This is a genomic window from Sphingomonas sp. P3_C5 (assembly GCF_056402635.1).
Window position 1 is genome coordinate 1 of record NZ_JBFUHA010000022.1, and the last position, 14,154, is coordinate 14,154.

Genomic DNA, 14,154 nt, shown 5'->3' on the forward strand with positions numbered 1-14,154 from the left:
GCCGGGTCGGGATGCCGGGTCGGGATTGCCCCCGGCAATCCCTAAACCATGCCGGGGGCATGGTTTACCCGGCTCGGCCGACAACTCCTGAAGGGGAGGGGCTGATAACTTCAGCCCCGGCCGATCAGCCTTTTCGCGATCATGTCCGCCACATCCGACGCGGGTGCGCCGGTGCGGTCGCTTTCGTCCCACACTTCGATCAGTCGCTCGGGGATGCGGGCGATGCGGGCTTCGACTTCGGCACGGTCGCCGTGCCCGAGATATTCGAGACCGACATTGATAATGCCGCCCGCGTTGATGACATAATCGGGCGCGTAGAGGATCCCGCGTGCCGCAAGCTTCGCGCCGTCTGCCTGAGTCGCGAGCTGGTTGTTCGCGCCGCCTGCGATCACCGTGGTGCGGAGCGATGCGATCGAGTCTTCAGTCAGGATCGCGCCGAGGGCATTGGGGCTGACGATATCGGCCTGGATGGCGAGGATTGCGTCCGCTGCCGCCGTTTCAGCACCGAGCTCCGCCGCCAGCGCCGCGGCCTTGTCGGCATGGACATCGGCGAGCGTCAGGCGGGCGCCGTCCTTCGCCAGCAGCCGCGCGAGCCCGCCACCGACGCTGCCGACGCCCTGGATGGCGACATGCACGCCCTTCATCGAATCGGCGGACAGGCCACGCTTCGCGGCTGCCTTGACGCCGAGATAGACGCCCATCGCAGTGAAGGGCCCAGGATCGCCGCCCGCGCTTCCCGCCGCGACCGGCAGGCCGGAGACGTGGCGCGTCATGGTGGCAATGGTCTTCATGCTCGCCTCGGACATGCCGACATCCTCGGCCGTCACATAGCGGCCGCCGAGCGACTCGACCGCGCGGCCAAACGCTTCGAGCTGGGGCACGGTGATCGCATCGCCGGGATTTGCCGCGAGCACCACGCCCTTGCCGCCGCCCATCGGCAGGCCGGCCATCGCGTTCTTGAAGCTCATGCCGCGCGAGAGGCGCAGCGCGTCGGTGATCGCACCGTCGCTATCGGCATAATGCCAGAAGCGCACCCCACCCGCAGCCGGCCCGAGCGCAGTCGAGTGCACCGCAATCACCGCCTGAAGCCCGGAGGCTGGATCAGTGAAGAGGTGAACGCCCTCATGCGCGTCGAAGTCGGGGAAGCCCCAGCCGGTGGTCACGGAAAAATGTTCCTGACTATTGAAGAAATGGGCTGTTGAAGAAAATGGGGCGACCGACGGGACTTGAACCCGCAACATCCGGCATCACAAGCCGACGCTCTAACCAATTGAACTACGATCGCCGCAGAGCGGGTGCCCCTAGCGGGGTGCGGGTGCCAACGTCAAGATTCGTGTCGGGTTGGGGATAGGGCAATTGGTGGATGTGGGGTGAAAGTCGCATTTACCGTCGTCCGCCGGAACAGGTCCGGGGTGACGGTGGGGTTAGAACCGGCCCTCGATCGCCAGCGTGTAGCCCTTCGCGGTCGCCTGAAAGCCGCTGAGCACCAGTTTCTGGATTTCGGTTGGATCGCCCGGCTGCACGGTGAGTTCAGCGCGGAAGCGGCCGGTGCCCCAGAGGCGGAGCGCGATCGTCTCGGTGCCGGCCTGGCTGACCAATGGCAGCAACAGCGCGCCTGCGTCGCAGCGCGCGGTGCCGCTCATGCCCTGGCCGAGGCTGATGCCGGCGAGATCGCCCGACAGGGTTGCTTTCACGCGCCCCTCGGCCTTTTCGCAATTGCCGTCCTGGAAGCGGGCGCTGACATCGTCGAAATCGAGCGCCGAGACCGGCACCGGCGCAAAGACATTGCCCGCCGGCAAGGTGGCAGTGAGATCATCGATACCGAAGCTGTGGCGGGTGACACCGATCGCGCCGCGGAGTGGGCGTGCTGCATCGCCCTGCCCTGACAGATCGATTCGCGCGCGGCCAACCAGCAGCTGCAAGGGCGACAGGCCCGCATGAAGATCGCCGAGCGGTACACCGCCGAAGCTCGCCTCGCGCAGAGTGCCGTACCAGACGCTGCCGCTGACCTCGCGCGCGGTCAGGCCGCTATTGCCGAGATCGAACCAGCCCATGGCGAGCCGGAGCGGCAGCAGGGTAATCAGCGCGACGACGAACGCAGCGCCGAAAAAGGCGAGCGGCCCGGTCTTGAGGCGGATGCGGCTCATTGGCCCCGCACCTTGAAGCTGATCTGCGCCGACACCGTCTTGTCGCCATTATCCGCGGTCGCGAGCGACTCGACGATGATCCCGGCCGATTCGAGCTGGGCGATCCAGCCGAACAGGGCGCCGGGGCGCGCTGTTGCGATCGCGATCTGCACCCGGTTCGGGCCGTCCGCGTTGACGCTCGTCAGCGCGAAGCCAGCTTCATTGGCGCGATCGCGGATGACCGCGTCGAGCGGGGCCCCGAGGGCTGCGGGATGCTGCTGCTCGATCGCTGCGACTGCCTTCACCCGCGCCTGGGTTTCGGCGAGGCGAATCACCGCATTCTCATGGCGTTCACGGGCATTGGAGAGGCCGTCATTCACCGGTCGGATGATCAGCGCCCAGACCAGCGTGACGGCGGCGAGCGCTACCATCACGATCAGCAGCCGCTTCTCGCGCAGGGAGCGTGCGGCGAACCAGAGGCGAAAGCGGTCGGTCATCGCGGTGTCACCGTGAGCACGACCGTGAAGCGGCCGGCACTCGCCGCAATGGGGCTGAGCTGGACGACAAAACCATAACCATGGATTCGGTTCTGCAGATCAGTGATCTGTCCCTCATTCTCAGTCGACGCGGTGACGCGAAGGGCGCCGTTAGGATCGAAGGCAATCGCCCGGACTTCGGCGCCGGGGACCGATTTTACCACGGCGAACACGGCCGCCGTCGTTTGGCCGAAACCGGCACCGCCGCCGCGCAGGCCGGCAAGCCGCGCGTCGAGCTGGCGATCGGCATCGTTGACGGTCTCGCCGTGCGGGAGGCCCTGACGCGCCAGCATATCCGCCTGGCGCTCAACCGCATCGGCCGCGAGATTATATTTGAGGATCTGGACGAGGCTGATCAGCAGCGACAGCGCCAGAATCGCGGCGACCAGCCAGCCGAGACGGCGGATCAGGCCCCAATCGATCGCGCGGCGGAGTCTCCGGGCAAAGGGCCCCTGGCGAAGATCGAGCGGGGGCGCGGCGATGGCGGCGACGATTGCCGCTTCGATCTCGTCGCGGCCAAGCGTCAGGGGGGCGACGCCGCCGGTGATCAGCTCGGTCAGGCGCGCTTCGTCGGCAAAGCCGCTGGTCGCGCCGCGCACTACCACCTCGCCGCCGAGATCGGCACGGATGTATCCGGAATCCGGGCGCGGAAGGAGCATTGGCGATGGAAGCAGCGCGGCGGCATCGACGCCATTGGCGGCGAGCAGGGTCAGCCACGCCTGCATTTGCGCGACCGAGACGACGGCGATCGGCCGTTCGGCATGCCCGTCCTCTCGGCCGACCGCGACGTGCAGTTCGGCGATCGGCGCGGCGCTTGCCTCGGCGACGAGCAACCGTGCCGCTGCCACGGCCTGGGCGGTCGAGCGGTCGGGCAGTTCGGCCCAGTGTAGGGTCAAGGCATCGGCTGGGGTGATGACAATGGGTGGCTCGGCATCTTCGCCATCGAGATCAGGCAACCCCTCCCCTCGCCTGGCGATGGCGCCGTCGGCGATCCGCAGCCACCGCCAGGAGGTAGTGCCGGTGGGGAGGAACAGGACGAGCGTCATGACGGTTCGCCCCATTGCCGCGACGCGAGCCGMGCCGGGAGAGTCGAGGCGTCGATCAGGCCATGTTGTTCGAGCTCGGCGCCGCCGACCGTCACACCCACCTGAAGTGCGAACCACGTGGTGGTCACCGCGCTACCCGCCGCTGCGTCAGACGAGGGGGTGAGTCCGGCCGACTTCCAGAAGGCGCCGACATCGGCATAGCCCTGTGGCTGACGCTGCAGCAGCGCCTGGCGCGCGCCTTCGACCGTCAGCGTATCCGGCATCAGCATGGCCAGCAGCGGCGCCTGTTCGGGCAGGAGCGTGTTGACGTTGATCTTGGAAGGTTTGGCGATGGGCAAGGCACAAATCCAGGGACGAAGCTTTGCGTAGATGGCTGGCGTCACCCCGGCAACCGCGCGGAGCTCGCTTGCATCGCCCATCAGCGTGTTGCCAGTGCGATAAGGCGTCCCCTGCCCGCCATAAGCGCTGTCCTCCGCGCCGAGATCGAGCTGGCTGGTGTCGCTGTCGATCCAGTCCGAGGTTGCCGCCGCGATCGACTCTCCGGACGCGCCGGATCCGCCGACCAGCCTGATCAGCCGCGCGAACTGGAGACGTGCGGGTGTGTAGGATACATAAGTCCCGGGCGCAGTTTCGATCACCAGACTGTTGAGATTGAAGCAGTTTCCGCCGTCTGTCAGCCTCGCGGTGGCGACGCCGCCAGGCACCGGCAGCGGGATCGGGCGGTTGCTCCAGCCCCCTGCGAGCGTGACGCGGGTGCTGTTGGTCTTGAGCAGATCGCTCACCTTGGTCAGCGCCAGCGTCTCGGCGGCGAAGGAATACGCGCGGGCCTGGTCCAGCGCGACCGCATTGCCGCCGAGCCGGGTGGAAAGCCGCAGTTTTTCGAGAGCGGTGCCGGCCAGCACGGCGATCACCGCGACGAGCAGCAGCACCGTGAGCAGTGCGGCGCCCCGTTCGGAATGGGGTCCGGAGGGGCGATCAGCGCGGCGCATTGACCACCGGCTTCACATAGCTCGAGCCGACGAGGAACAGCTGGCGGAATTCGACGCCGTCATCGCGGACAAGGCGCATCTCCATCGCCTGAGGGAGTGCGGTGATCGGTGTGCCCTGCCAGGTGTCGCTCCAGGCACCGCTCAGGCGGTAGCGCAGAGTGACCTGACGGACATGATCGAGCATCGCAGCGGGCGGCAGCGGCTGGGCTCCGTCGAGCATCGGATAGGCGATTCGCTGGAGAACGCCGCCGGTGAGGCGATATTCTACCTTTTGCTCGCCCGGGCGGGGGGCCGAATCGAGATTGCTCCAGCCGCCGCGCACGAAGCGCAGCATCGGGGTCATCGATGATCCGGTTTCGCCGACAAAGGCAGGCAACAGGTCGCCGGATTCATTGCGCGCCTGACGGGTCACGGCCTGGGCGAGATCGGCTGAGAGGGCGGAGGACAGGCGGTTAAGCGCCTGGATGTCGTCGAGCTTCGCCCCCGTCGCGGCCTGTGCGCGAACGCTGAAGCTGAGCAGGGCCACGCCCGCCGCGGCGAGCATGCCGAAGATCATCAGCGAGATCATCACTTCGATGAGGGTGAAGCCGGCGTCCTGGCGCTTCATGATGCTGCGCCTCCGACTGTTCCGGTGCGGACGACGGTGAGATGGCCCTTGCGGCTGCCGCCCGCATCCATCACCTCGACATCGATCCTGACGATGCGAGAATCGCCGGTCGGGCGCGTTTCGCGCGTCCAGCTCCAGGCGCGGCCGCCATTTTGCTCGACGCCCTTGGCGATGCCGATTGTGGGCGCGCGCACATCGGTCATCGCCTCGATCGCCACGTTGCGCGCGACCATCTGCGCGGTGAGCGTCGAATCGAGGATCGAGGCGCCGCGGATCGTTGCGCCTTCCAGCCGAATCAGCGCGAGTGCGGCGAGGCTGAACACGGCGAGCGCGACCATCATTTCGATAAGGGTGAAGCCGCTCGTTCGGCGAGGTTCGGAGCCGCACTTCCCAAACGCTCCGTCACCCCGGACCTGTTCCGGGGTCCATAGCTCCGCATACGCAACGGTAGTGGCGCTCGCGGCACAGTGGACCCCGGAACGGGTCCGGGGTGACGATGGTGGGTGGATGTGACGCGTGTGCATCATGCGCCGACCTTCACGCCGCCATCGGCGCCGACCCGGACCGTGACCGCTTCCGCGTCGCGGGTAAGACGCACATCGAGCGGCCGGTCGGTAAGACCGGTCGAATCGAACATCACCCGATCCCGTCCGCCGACATTCGCGACGATCGCGTGAGTGCCCTTCCCCCAGCTGGTGACCTCGAACGGTTTCTCCACGATCGAGGCCCAGGCGCCGTGACTGCGCTGATCGAAGCCATAGCCGCCATCGGATACCCAGACGCTTACCGGCCGCCCGTCGACCACCGCCGATTGCTGCGCGGCGCGGGCGCGGACCGCGAAACGGGTCGCCTCGTCACGCAACCGCCCGCGCGGATCGGGGATCGACCAGACGACCACAGCCGATGCCAGGCCGATTACGACAATGACAATCATCAACTCTATAAGGGTAAAGCCGCGCGCGCCGGCGCGGGGGCTATTGCCAGCTGCCGATATCGGCATCCGCCCCCTCACCGCCTTCCTTGCCGTCGGCACCGAGCGTCCAGACGTCGGCCTCGCCATGCTGGCCGGGCGACGCATAAAGATAGGGGCGCCCCCAGGGATCGGGCGGCAGTTTCTGGATATAGCCGCCCTTCTGATATTTGCTGGCATCGACACCCGCCGGGGCCGAGAGCAGCGCCTGCAGGCCCTGCGCGGTGGTCGGGTAGCTGTCATAGTTGAGCTTGTAGAGGTTGAGGGCACCTTCGAGCTGCGAGATGTCGACCTTTGCTGCGGTGGTCTTCGCCTTCTGGCCACTCGGCATGACGTTGATCGCGACGATCGTGGTCAGGATGGCGAGGATGACGATCACCACCATCAGCTCGATGAGGGTGAAGCCCTCCTCGTTGCGACGTCTGCGGTGACGGGGTTGGGAACGGGTACGCATCTTGAACCTCATTGGCCGGCAAGCGTGGTAAGCTGGAGGATGGGAAGCAGGATCGATAGCACGATCGTCGCGACGATGCCGCCCATCAGCACGATGATCGCGGGTTCGAGCAGCGACAAAGCGGTCGCGGTGAAGCGATCGAACTCGCGCTCTAGATAATCCGCGGCGCGTTCGAGCATTTCGTCGAGCTGCCCGGCGCTTTCGCCCGAGGCAGCGAGATAGGTGAGCAAGGGCGGGAACACGCCGGTGCGGCGCATCGCCGCCGACAGGCTGCCGCCGCCGCGGATCGATTCGGCGATCTCGTCGGAAGCGAGGCGTAGACGGCGGTTGTGGATCGTGCCGGCGGTCAGCGTCAGGCCTTCGAGCAGCGGCAGGCGGCTTGCGACCATCGTCGCGAGGGTGCGGGCGATGCGCGCGGCGTGGAGGTCGCGGATCAGTCGGCCGAGCAGTGGGAGCTTCAGCACCCAGCTATCGAAGGCGAGCCGGATTGCGGGATCCTTGAGCGCACGCCAGATGCCGAGGCCGATCAGCGCGGCACCAAGCAGGATCGCCCACCAATAGCCGACAAGAAAGGCCGAGAGACCCATCACCATGCGCGTGAGCAGCGGGAGTTGCTGGCCGACCGTGTCGAACTGCTGGACCACCTGCGGCACGACGAACATCATCAGCGCGGTGACGACGCCCAGCGCGACGACCGCGAGCACCGCCGGATAAGCGAGCGTGGTGACGATCTTGCCGTTGATCTCGGCCTGGCGCTCGAGCAGCACCGAAAGGCGCTCGAGGATGATCGGCAGCGAGCCCGAGCGTTCGCCCGCCGAGACCATCGCGCGGTAGAGCGGCGGGAAGCTTTTCGGCTCGCGGCCCATCGCTTCTGCGAGACGGCGACCCTCAACTACGCCTGCGTGGACCGCGCCGACGATGGTACGCACGCTTTCCTGTTCGGTCTGGCGGGTGATAGTGCGGAGCGATTCCTCGAGCGGCGACACCCGGTTGAGCGTCGCCAGCTGGCGGGTGAACAAGGCGAGCTGCTTCGCGCTCATCTTGCGCCGGCCGAAGCGAAGATCGGACAGAAACGGCCGGCCGCGCGGCGCCGGGCCTGAGCCGGGCTCGACCTTCACGACATAGAGGCGGCGGCGATCGAGCAACACGCGCGCATCGTCGATCGAGGGCGCGGCGATATGGCCGCGCGTCTCGCGGCCTTTGGTGTCGATGGCGAGATAGTCGAAATCAGCCATCGGCGCTCGGCTCTGCCACCAACGGCGCCTCGATATCCGCCATGTCGCGGCGCGATACGCGGACGGCTTCCTCGGGCGTGGTCATGCCGTCGCGGACGAGCTGGCGTGCCGCCGAGCCGAGATTGGGGGAGTGGAGGAAGGCGTGGCGGGCGATGATCGCCTCGTCGCCGCCATCGTTGATCAAACGGCGGATGGTCTCGTCGATACGGATCGCTTCGAAAACGCCGATCCGGCCCTTGAAGCCGGTGCCGTTGCATTCGGCGCAGCCTACCGCCTCGAACACAGTCGTGCCCTGGTCGAAACCGAGTAGCGCCGAGACCGAGCCCTGGGCCTGCACTGGGCGTCGGCAGTCAGGGCAGAGCCGCCGCACCAGCCGCTGGGCAATCACTGCGCGCAGCGTCGATGCGAGCAGGAAGGGCTCGACCTTCATGTCCCGCATCCGGGTGATCGCGCCGACCGCATCGTTGGTGTGCACGGTCGAGAGCACGAGATGGCCGGTGAGCGAGGCCTGGACCGCGATCTCGGCGGTCTCGCGGTCGCGGATTTCGCCGACCATCACGACGTCGGGATCCTGGCGGAGGATCGCGCGGAGGCCCGCGGCGAAGGTCAGACCCACCTTGGGGTTCACCTGGGTCTGGCCAACGCCTTCCATGGCATATTCGACCGGATCCTCGACGGTCAGGATATTGCGGCTGCCATCGTTGAGCAGGCGAAGCGCCGCATAGAGCGTGGTCGTCTTGCCCGACCCGGTCGGGCCGGTGACCAGGATGATGCCGTTGGGCTCGGACAGAGCGCCTTTCAGCATGGTGTTGATCGCGGGCGTCATGCCGAGCACGTCGAGCGTGATCCCGGCATTTTCCTTGTCGAGGATGCGCAGCACGACCCGCTCCCCTGCCCGGCTCGGCAGGGTCGAGACGCGGACGTCGAGCAGTTTCCCGCCGAGCGTCAGGCCGATGCGGCCGTCCTGGGGCACGCGGCGCTCGGCGATGTCGAGCCGTGCCATCACCTTGATGCGGCTTACCACCACGGGCGCGACGTGCGGCGGCATGCGCAGCGTTTCGCGGAGCACGCCATCGATCCGCATCCGGACGACGAGGCCGGTCTCATAGGGCTCGATATGGATGTCGGACACGCCGTGGCGGGCTGCGTCAGCGATGATGCCGTTGATCAGGCGGATCGCGGGGGCATCGTCGGCGGTGTCGAGCAGGTCGTCGGCGGTGGGCAGATCGCCGGCGAGCAGGTCGAGTTCGTCGCCCAGGCCGAGCGTGCCGGCCGCGACCGCTGCTGCCTGGCCGTCCATCGCGTAGCGATCGGAGAGCAGGCGGTCGAAATCCTCGGGCGTGACGAAAGTGACGTCGAACGGCMGGGCGAGGTGGCGGCGCAGCTCGAGCAGCACCTTGGGGTCCGAGCCTTCGCGCATGGCGATCGAGAAATGGGTGTTCTGCCCCGTATCGAGCGCTACGCCGAATTTGCGGGCAAAGGCGTACGGGATGGTAACAAGCCCCTCCCCTGAAGGGGAGGGGCTCGAAGAAGAATCATCCGTCGTCATTTGTCTCTCTTCCGACGAATCACACTTCTAGAACTGCGTTGCACCGGCACTGCCACCCGCGGATCATCGATCCCGCCTGGCGTTCCCGCGGCCGGCAGAGGCGCAGCCGCGCCGAAATAGTCGCGGACCAGCTCGTCGATGCTCGGCTCCTCGTCCGGCCGCTGGCCGGCCTGCTGGAGGCGGAGATAGCCGTAGCGCTGCTCGGTCACCTTGCGCGCATCCTCGGCGGTGCGCAGGATGGTCGGGCGGATGAAGATCATCAGGTTGGTCTTGGTGCGCTGCTTGGCCTTGGAGCGGAACAACGCACCGACTCCGGGCAAGTCGCCGAGCAGCGGGACTTTCTCGATCGTCCGCCGCTCGTCGTCGCTCAGCAGGCCGCCGATCACCGCGATCTGGCCGTCATCGACGGTCAAAGTGGTCTCGACCTCACGCTTGTTGAGGATCAGGTCGCTATTGTCGCTCGACACCGGCCCGGCGATCGAGCTTACCTGCTGGTGCAGGAACAGCTTGATCGTGCCGCTTGAGTTGATCTGCGGCTTCACTTCGAGCTGGATGCCGACATTCTCGCGCTGGGTGGTGCGAAAGGCATTGTCGAAATTGCTGCTGAGCGCCTGGCCGGTAGTGACCGGCACTTCCTGACCGACGAGAATCCGCGCCGCCTGGTTGTCCAGGGTGGTCAGTGAGGGCGCCTGGAGCAGGTTCGAGGTGGTGTCGGACTTCACCGCGTTGATGATCGTCCCGAAGATCGCATCCTTGCCGATATTGAACGCCCCGCCGCCAAAGCCGCCCGAGGCGCCGAGGATCGAGCTGATCGCCGACTGCGCAAGCGTATCGCTGACTGTGTTGTTCGTGGTAGTGACGGTAGTGGTGCCGTTCACGGTGGTGGTCGTCGTGGCGAGCTTCCGGGCGCCGATTGCGCCTGCGATCGTCAGCAGATTGGGCGCCGAGTTGCTGTAGCTCGTCGCGAAAGTCGGCACGCCGCTGCCGGGCAAGCCCGCAAGCAGGAACTGGACGCCGAGCTTGCTCGCGGTCGCGTCCGAGACCTCAGCCACGATCGCCTCGACCAGCACCTGTTCGCGCCGCGTGTCGAGCTGGCGCACGACCTCAGCAAGCTGGCGCTGGACCTCGGCGGGCGCTGCGATGACGATCGCGTTGGCGCCGGCAAAACGGGTAACGACGGATGCGGTGCGGCCACCCTCGGCGGTGACCGCCGGTTGGCCGGTCGTGGCGCTGGATGACGATGTCGCCACCGGCTGGGGTGCGGCCTGGGCCATGGTGTTCGACTGGGTATCGTTGCCAGTGCCGCCGAAATTGGACTTCGAGAGCGCCTGCGTCGGCGCGGGCTGAGTCGGTTGCTGGCCGACAAGCTGCTGGAGGACTGGCAGGAGTTGCTCGGCATCGGCATTTTCGAGGAAGATCACCTTGATCTCGGTGCCGTTCTTCGCCCGGCGATCAAGGTCTTCAGCGACCGCAGCTAGGCGTGCGACAGAAGAAGGGTCGCCGCGGAGCGCCACCGAGTTCGAGCTGGTGATCGCCACAACGCTGACCCCCTGGCTGCTGGCGGCCGCCCCCTGCCCGGCTCCTGTGCCGCCCTGCCCGGCCAGCGCCTGCAGCGCTGTCGCGATCTCGCGGGCGCCGGCATTCTTGAGCGCGATCACGCGAGTCGAGGCATTGTCGGTGTCGATCTGGCGCAGCACTTCGCGCACGCGGCGGATATTGTCGGCAAAATCGACGATCACGATGGAGTTGCCGCCACGATTGGCGGTGACTGATCCTTGTGCGCTGACCAGCGGCCGCACCGTATCGAGCGCCGAGGCTGCGTCGATCGAGCGCAGGCGGACGATCTCAGTGACGAAGCTGTTGCGCGCGGCGCCGCGCGAGCCGATCCGCCCCGGCTGCGAGGCTGCATTGTCGGTCGGCTGGATGCGGAAGGCACCGTTCGCAGTCGGCACCGCAACCAGCCCGTTGGCGCGCAGGGTCGAGAGGAACACCTCAAAATATTCGGATCGCGAGAGCGGGCGGTCAGTGACGACGGTCACCTTGCCCTGGACGCGGGCGTCGATGATGAAGGTGCGCCCCGTCACCTTCGCGGCATCGGCGATGAAGGCGCGGATATCGGCGTCGCGGACATTCATGGTGGTCTGCGCCGCGAGCGGGCCGGCAAGCGCCAGGGCGAGTGCCGAGGCGAGGATCAGTTTCTTCATTGGCCCGCAATCGTGATCGTGAGGGATAGGGTCTGGTTGCCGCGTTCGACGGTGACGGGCACGCTGCCACCCTTGCCGACCGAGCCTGCGAGTTGCTCGAAATCATTCTGGCCAGTGACGGCGCGCCCGCCAATCGCCGTTATGACATCGCCTTCGCGCAAGCCAGCCTGACGGAACATGGCGCCCGAGCCAAGGGGGCGGACAGTGAGGCCGCTGATCCGGCCGCCATCGACCCGCGGGATGAAACCAATATCCGTGCGGAGCTGCGCCGGGGCAATGCCCTTGCCGGCCGAAGGCGGCGGCGGATTGGAGAACAAGGACGGCCCGGTCGCGGGCGGCGGCGAGACCGGCACGACTGCACCGCTCTGGTCGATAAACAGATTTTCCTCAGCGCCGCCGCGATCGATGATGACATGATCGAACGCCACCGCTTTGAGCTTTATGCCGGGGCTGATCTCGTCGCCGACGGCATAGCTCGTTTGCACGCCGTCAGGACCAGCGATGATCGCCGATCCGGCGCCGGTCGCCTCATTGGTGCGCGTGCCGAACAGGGTAAGCTGGAGCGAGGTGACGACCGTCGTCTTGCCATCGCCGCCGCTCAGCCGGAAAAAGGGATCGAAGCCCTGCAGCATGGCCGTGGGCGACCCGTTGAAGCCGGGCTGGACCGGCTGCCAGGCGCCGAGCGGCCCGACCGGCGTTGCCAGCACCCAGAACAGCCGCGCGCATTGCACCGCAAGCCCAGCCAGCAACAGCAGCTCGAGCGCCGAATAGACGTTGGTGCGAGGCAGCCGCCGCAACAGCGCTCGTGCCCGCGCATCCAATACCAAACGCATTCGCAAAAAATCCCCGATCGCCGCGGTGCTAGGGATCGATAGTTACAGTCGTACGTCGAAGCTGTGAAGCTTGCGAGACGTTTCGCGCGACGCCGCCCGGAGCGCCGGCCAACGGGCTGGCCAATCGTCCCGGGCTTTGGCAGAAACCGCGCCGATGACCGACACCGCCGACTCCGCCACCCTCCGCCCGAATTTCGGCTCCGGCCAGCCCTCCCATGACGTGGTCGCGCGTCTCGCGGCGACCCCGGGCATCCAGCGGGTGCCGAGCCCCAAGCTCACCCTGTTCCTCCGCCGCAGCTTCCTCACCGCCGAGACCTGCCAGGCGGTGCGGGACCGGATCGATGCGATCCGACGGCCCTCGACCCTGTCCGACCATAATGGCGACCCGACCTATCGCACCAGCGAGACCTGCGATCTCGACAGCAATGATCCGGTCGTCGCGGCGGTCGAGAACGCGATCCTCGACCTGACCGGGCTGGACGGCATTTATGGCGAGCCGATGCAGGGCCAGCGCTATGCGGTCGGGCAGGAGTTCAAACAGCATACCGATTATTTCGAGCCGGCCGGCGTCGATTATGAGCGCTATTGCGGGGTGGCGGGGAACCGCACCTGGACGGTGATGATCTATCTCAACGAGCCTGATGCGGGCGGCGCGACCCGCTTCAAGGCGATCGACAAGATCGTCCAGCCCGAAACCGGCAAGCTGCTGGCATGGGACAATCGCCGGCCTGACGGATCGCTCAATGCCGCGACTCTCCATCACGGCATGAAAGTGCGCAGCGGCACGAAATACGTCATCACGAAATGGTTTCGCGAACGCCCCTGGGGCTGGTGACCTGACGGCACGTTCGACAACAGATTTCGGCATTGGGGCTAGCGCATGAGCATTTTTCCGGCGGACATCTACACTGAGCCGAGCGATGTCGATCCCGACACGCTTGCCAATCTCGGACCGTTGCGGCGACTGGCGGGCATTTGGGAAGGCAAGGAAGGTGTCGATCTCAACCCGAAGGCCGATGGCCCGGAGCGCCGCGCCTTTCGCGAGCGAATCACCTTCGAGCCGATCGATCCGCAGGCCAATGGCCCGCAGCTTTTCTACGGCCTGCGCTACCATATCCATATCAACACGCCCGAGGAGGATATCACCTTCCACGATCAGGTCGGCTATTGGCTCTGGGAGCCGGCGACCGGGCTGGTGCTCCAGACGATCGCCATCCCTCGTGGGCAGGTCGCGATCGCTTCGGGGCAGGCATCTTCCGACGATATGAAGCTTGTGCTGACCGCCACGCGCGGCCAGACCGAATATGGCATCTGTTCGACTGCGTTCCTCGAACATGCCTTTCGTACTGATGCCTATCGGATCGAGATCGACTTCAACGCTGACGGTTCCTGGAGCTACGCGATCGATACCACGCTGACGGTGCGCGGCCGGGAAGAGCCGTTCAACCACCGCGATGTGAATACCTTGTTCAAGGTGGCGGAGCCTGAACCGAACCCACTGGCGCGGATTTTGGCCGCCGGGAAAGCGGTTTAGGTCGGGCTTCTTCAGCCCCTCTCCTTCAGGGGAGGGGTTAGGGGTGGGGCAGCGCCGATCGGGGCTCGATG

The 14,154-nt window shown here is 66.5% G+C and carries 14 protein-coding genes, 1 tRNA gene and 1 pseudogene; 2 read left to right on the forward strand and 14 right to left on the reverse strand.

Annotated elements, in window-relative coordinates:
- Positions 1-110: 110 nt before the first annotated feature.
- The 14 genes and pseudogenes from AC1DVS_RS26565 to AC1DVS_RS26630 all read right to left on the reverse strand — a co-directional run bounded on the left by AC1DVS_RS26565 (position 111) and on the right by AC1DVS_RS26630 (position 12,549).
- Positions 111-1,163 carry a Glu/Leu/Phe/Val family dehydrogenase gene (locus tag AC1DVS_RS26565; RefSeq protein ID WP_478027520.1) on the reverse strand — a complete coding sequence of 351 codons (1,053 nt, stop codon included), beginning with the start codon at positions 1,161-1,163 and terminating at the stop codon, positions 111-113.
- A gap of 45 nt (positions 1,164-1,208) precedes the next feature.
- Positions 1,209-1,285: transfer RNA gene (locus tag AC1DVS_RS26570), tRNA-His, on the reverse strand.
- A 139-nt stretch (positions 1,286-1,424) separates the two neighbouring features.
- Positions 1,425-2,147: a type II secretion system protein N gene (locus tag AC1DVS_RS26575; RefSeq protein WP_478027521.1), complete on the reverse strand. Its 723-nt coding sequence runs from the start codon at positions 2,145-2,147 to the stop codon at positions 1,425-1,427.
- Positions 2,144-2,623 carry a type II secretion system protein GspM gene (gene gspM, locus AC1DVS_RS26580; RefSeq protein WP_478027522.1) on the reverse strand — a complete coding sequence of 160 codons (480 nt, stop codon included), beginning with the start codon at positions 2,621-2,623 and terminating at the stop codon, positions 2,144-2,146. The genes AC1DVS_RS26575 and gspM overlap by 4 nt, the downstream gene beginning before the upstream one ends.
- A complete protein-coding gene (gene gspL / locus AC1DVS_RS26585; RefSeq protein WP_478027523.1) occupies positions 2,620-3,708 on the reverse strand; it encodes a type II secretion system protein GspL in 1,089 nt (362 codons plus the stop codon). The genes gspM and gspL overlap by 4 nt, the downstream gene beginning before the upstream one ends.
- On the reverse strand, positions 3,705-4,697 hold the full coding sequence (gspK, locus tag AC1DVS_RS26590; protein WP_478027524.1) for a type II secretion system minor pseudopilin GspK: 993 nt from the start codon (positions 4,695-4,697) through the stop codon (positions 3,705-3,707). Before gspK ends, gspL begins: the two co-directional genes overlap by 4 nt.
- The gene (gene gspJ / locus AC1DVS_RS26595; protein WP_478027525.1) at positions 4,684-5,304 is read right to left on the reverse strand and encodes a type II secretion system minor pseudopilin GspJ; all 621 of its coding nucleotides are present in this window, start codon (positions 5,302-5,304) and stop codon (positions 4,684-4,686) included. The genes gspK and gspJ overlap by 14 nt, the downstream gene beginning before the upstream one ends.
- Positions 5,301-5,678: pseudogene (gspI, locus tag AC1DVS_RS26600) on the reverse strand (type II secretion system minor pseudopilin GspI); the annotation flags it as partial. The pseudogene gspI and the gene gspJ, both read right to left, overlap by 4 nt.
- 149 nt (positions 5,679-5,827) lie before the next feature.
- Positions 5,828-6,382 (reverse strand): GspH/FimT family pseudopilin, encoded by a 555-nt coding sequence (locus AC1DVS_RS26605; RefSeq protein WP_478027526.1) that lies wholly within the window; start codon positions 6,380-6,382, stop codon positions 5,828-5,830.
- Positions 6,279-6,728, reverse strand: a complete 450-nt coding sequence (gspG, locus tag AC1DVS_RS26610) for a type II secretion system major pseudopilin GspG (protein ID WP_478027527.1) — start codon at positions 6,726-6,728, stop codon at positions 6,279-6,281. The genes AC1DVS_RS26605 and gspG overlap by 104 nt, the downstream gene beginning before the upstream one ends.
- Before the next feature lie 8 nt (positions 6,729-6,736).
- Positions 6,737-7,963, reverse strand: a complete 1,227-nt coding sequence (gene gspF / locus AC1DVS_RS26615) for a type II secretion system inner membrane protein GspF (RefSeq protein WP_478027528.1) — start codon at positions 7,961-7,963, stop codon at positions 6,737-6,739.
- Positions 7,956-9,512 (reverse strand): GspE/PulE family protein, encoded by a 1,557-nt coding sequence (locus AC1DVS_RS26620; protein WP_478027529.1) that lies wholly within the window; start codon positions 9,510-9,512, stop codon positions 7,956-7,958. The genes gspF and AC1DVS_RS26620 overlap by 8 nt, the downstream gene beginning before the upstream one ends.
- A complete protein-coding gene (gene gspD / locus AC1DVS_RS26625) occupies positions 9,509-11,716 on the reverse strand; it encodes a type II secretion system secretin GspD (RefSeq protein ID WP_478027530.1) in 2,208 nt (735 codons plus the stop codon). The genes AC1DVS_RS26620 and gspD overlap by 4 nt, the downstream gene beginning before the upstream one ends.
- Complete coding sequence (locus tag AC1DVS_RS26630) at positions 11,713-12,549, reverse strand: type II secretion system protein N (protein ID WP_478027531.1); 837 nt, start codon at positions 12,547-12,549, stop codon at positions 11,713-11,715. The genes gspD and AC1DVS_RS26630 overlap by 4 nt, the downstream gene beginning before the upstream one ends.
- Positions 12,550-12,703: 154 nt before the next feature.
- Here AC1DVS_RS26630 and AC1DVS_RS26635 point away from each other — a divergent pair, with 154 nt between their 5' ends.
- Entirely contained in the window at positions 12,704-13,384 is a 681-nt protein-coding gene (locus tag AC1DVS_RS26635) for a prolyl hydroxylase family protein (RefSeq protein WP_478027532.1), read from the forward strand.
- A gap of 45 nt (positions 13,385-13,429) precedes the next feature.
- Positions 13,430-14,083 (forward strand): FABP family protein, encoded by a 654-nt coding sequence (locus AC1DVS_RS26640; RefSeq protein WP_478027533.1) that lies wholly within the window; start codon positions 13,430-13,432, stop codon positions 14,081-14,083.
- Positions 14,084-14,154: the final 71 nt, after the last annotated feature.